Raw genomic sequence first — 2,737 nt, forward strand, 5'->3', positions numbered from 1 at the left:
CGCTGGCGATGGAATTCATGCCGCGCATCACCCGCGCGCAATCGATGGACATCCTCTCCTCGCAGTCGAACCTCTCTGGCTACAAGGCAGTGATTGACAGCGCTGCAGCCTATGGTCGCGCTTTTCCGATGATGATGACCGCTGCCGGCACAATTACGGCTGCGAAGGCGTTCATCATGGGGGTCGGGGTTGCGGGCCTTCAGGCGATTGCTACTGCTCGCCGACTGGGTGCGGTTGTTTCGGCTACCGACGTTCGTTCGGCAACCAAAGAACAAATCGAGAGCCTTGGTGCGAAGCCGATCTTCGTTGAAAATGTCGCCGGTATCGAAGGAGAGGGCGCTGGCGGTTACGCAACCGAAATGTCGCCCGAATATCAGAAGGCACAGGCCGAACTGGTATCGAGCCATATCGCCAAGCAGGATATCGTCATCACCACCGCACTGATCCCCGGACGGGCTGCTCCGCGCCTGATTTCGGATGTACAGATTGCCAGCATGAAACCCGGCAGCGTCATTTTCGATCTCGCGGTTGCGCAGGGCGGCAATGTCGAAGGCTCGAAGCCCGACGAAGTTGTCATCAAGCATGGCGTGAAGATCATCGGTTATTCGAACACACCTGCGCATTTGGCCGCCGATGCATCTGCGCTCTTCGCGCGCAACCTTTTCAACTTCCTGTCAGCCTTTTGGGACAAGGAAGCGGGCAAGCCAGTATTGCCTGACGATGACGAAATCACCGCAGCTATCCGCCTGACCAAGGACGGCAAGGTTGTGAACGAGAGGCTGCTAGGGTGAGGAACATTTTGGCACGTGGAATTGTGGTAGCCGCCATATTGTTGTCTGCGGCTAGCATTTCATTTGCTCAAGATTCAGAACGAGTGCCGGAGGACCGATCAGTCCCGCCCCATGAAGATTTATTTCGTGCTCAGGAAAGTATTTCGGCTGTACTGTGCAAGGCACCGACAAAAGCTGTCGAACGACGTCGCTTGGATCGAAAATACAAGAAGCGCATTTCCCTAGTACATATCGCCGTTGCCAAAGAGTTTGGTGAAACGGTAGCAAATTCGGAATTGATTTCTGTTTTGCCTTGCGCCCAATTTCGTTCTGATTCAAAGTTCAAGAAGGGGTTGCGCGAGGCCGAACAAAATCTTTCTGATGTGCTGGAAAAATGGGAACTCCGTTACGGTATAAATGCAAAACGCACATCTGAAATCCTCCCCCTTTGGGGGAGGTGGCAGCGCGTAGCGCTGACGGAGGGGGGCTGAATGGAAGATCATAGCCCAGCAGCTTTGAAACGCGCACGCAAATTGCGGAAAGAAATGACGCTCCCCGAAGTACTTTTGTGGCGGTTGCTGAAAGGCAAGCCTATGGGTGTAAAGTTTCGCAAACAGCATCCCATTGGCGAATTTGTCGTTGATTTCTATTGTGCGGAGAAGCGTCTGGGCATTGAGATTGATGGAATAGCTCATGATATGGGCTGCAATCCAAACCGCGATGTTCGCCGCGATGCCGCTATCAACAAATTGGGCATACAGATTGTTCGTATAGCCGCATCGGAGGTTCTGCGCGACGTCCATGCCACAGCTGACGCCATTGTTCGGCTTTGTGCCGATAACCCCCCACCGTCAGCGCTGCGCGCTGCCACCTCCCCCAGAGGGGGAGGATTTGGAAAGGCCCCATAATGGACTTCATTTCAATCCTATCGATCTTCGTACTGGCCTGTTTCGTTGGCTATTATGTTGTTTGGTCGGTCACACCTGCACTGCACACGCCCTTGATGGCGGTGACTAATGCGATTTCCTCAGTGATTATTGTTGGTGCGCTGATTGCGGCGGCGGCTTCTGGTGCTCCCGGGGCGAAGTGGCTTGGGCTACTCGGTGTGGTGCTCGCAAGCATCAATATCTTTGGCGGTTTTGCCGTCACCGAGCGCATGCTCGCCATGTACAAGAAGAAGGACAAGTAGAGCATGGAACATGCAGCCGTTCCCGCATGGGCCTTGCTTGCCTATCTTGTTTCGGGGGTCTTTTTCATCCTCGCCCTCCGTGGCTTAAGTTCGCCTGCTTCATCGCGTCGAGGTAACCGCTTTGGCATGGCCGGAATGCTGATTGCGGTGGCGACCACCGTTTATACGCATATGCCGATGATCGCGGGCGACCTGCAAAACAGCTATGTAGGTCCTGATTTTGCGACACTGGGTCAGATATTTGCTGCAATCGGCATAGGTGCCGTCATTGGCATCGTAACTGCCCGCAAGATTGCCATGACCGACATGCCGCAACTGGTGGCGGCCTTTCACTCGCTCGTTGGTATGGCGGCTGTGCTGGTCGGGATAGCGGCTTATCTAAACCCGGAAGCGTTCGGGATTCTCGACGCGAATGGAGAAATTCTTACGGTAAGCCGCATCGAGATGGGGCTGGGCGTCGCCATTGGTGCGATCACTTTTTCGGGCTCCGTCATCGCATTCCTGAAACTGGCGGGTAAGATGTCGGGCGCGCCCATTTTGTTGCCGATGCGCCATGTGATCAACTTGGGAACATTGGTCGCGATTATCGGGCTGACGGCCTATTTCGCGATTGTCCCGACCACGGGCACCGAATGGGTTTTCTGGACGATTGTTGTCCTGTCCTTCCTGATCGGTTTCTTGCTGATCATCCCGATTGGCGGCGCGGATATGCCGGTCGTTGTATCGATGCTCAACAGCTATTCGGGCTGGGCGGCTGCGGCGATGGGCTTCACGCTGC

Annotated in this window: 5 protein-coding genes; all 5 read left to right on the plus strand. The window is 54.9% G+C overall.

The features are described 5' to 3' along the window. The coding region (locus tag PKC81_RS14600) for an NAD(P)(+) transhydrogenase (Re/Si-specific) subunit alpha (RefSeq protein ID WP_324337330.1) at positions 1-791 on the plus strand (791 nt) is incomplete at its 5' end. Positions 792-799: 8 nt separating this feature from the next. Beyond that, positions 800-1,261, plus strand: coding sequence for a hypothetical protein (locus tag PKC81_RS14605; RefSeq protein WP_324337332.1), 462 nt, complete (start codon positions 800-802; stop codon positions 1,259-1,261). Next, positions 1,262-1,678 carry an endonuclease domain-containing protein gene (locus PKC81_RS14610; protein ID WP_324337334.1) on the plus strand — a complete coding sequence of 139 codons (417 nt, stop codon included), beginning with the start codon at positions 1,262-1,264 and terminating at the stop codon, positions 1,676-1,678. Further along, complete coding sequence (locus tag PKC81_RS14615) at positions 1,678-1,959, plus strand: proton-translocating transhydrogenase family protein (protein ID WP_324337336.1); 282 nt, start codon at positions 1,678-1,680, stop codon at positions 1,957-1,959. The genes PKC81_RS14610 and PKC81_RS14615 overlap by 1 nt, the downstream gene beginning before the upstream one ends. Positions 1,960-1,962: 3 nt before the next feature. Further along, a partial coding sequence (locus PKC81_RS14620; protein WP_324337338.1) for an NAD(P)(+) transhydrogenase (Re/Si-specific) subunit beta occupies positions 1,963-2,737 on the plus strand: 775 nt, incomplete at its 3' end.

This window comes from Sphingorhabdus sp. (assembly GCF_035329025.1).
In the GTDB taxonomy this organism is placed as follows: domain Bacteria; phylum Pseudomonadota; class Alphaproteobacteria; order Sphingomonadales; family Sphingomonadaceae; genus Sphingorhabdus_B.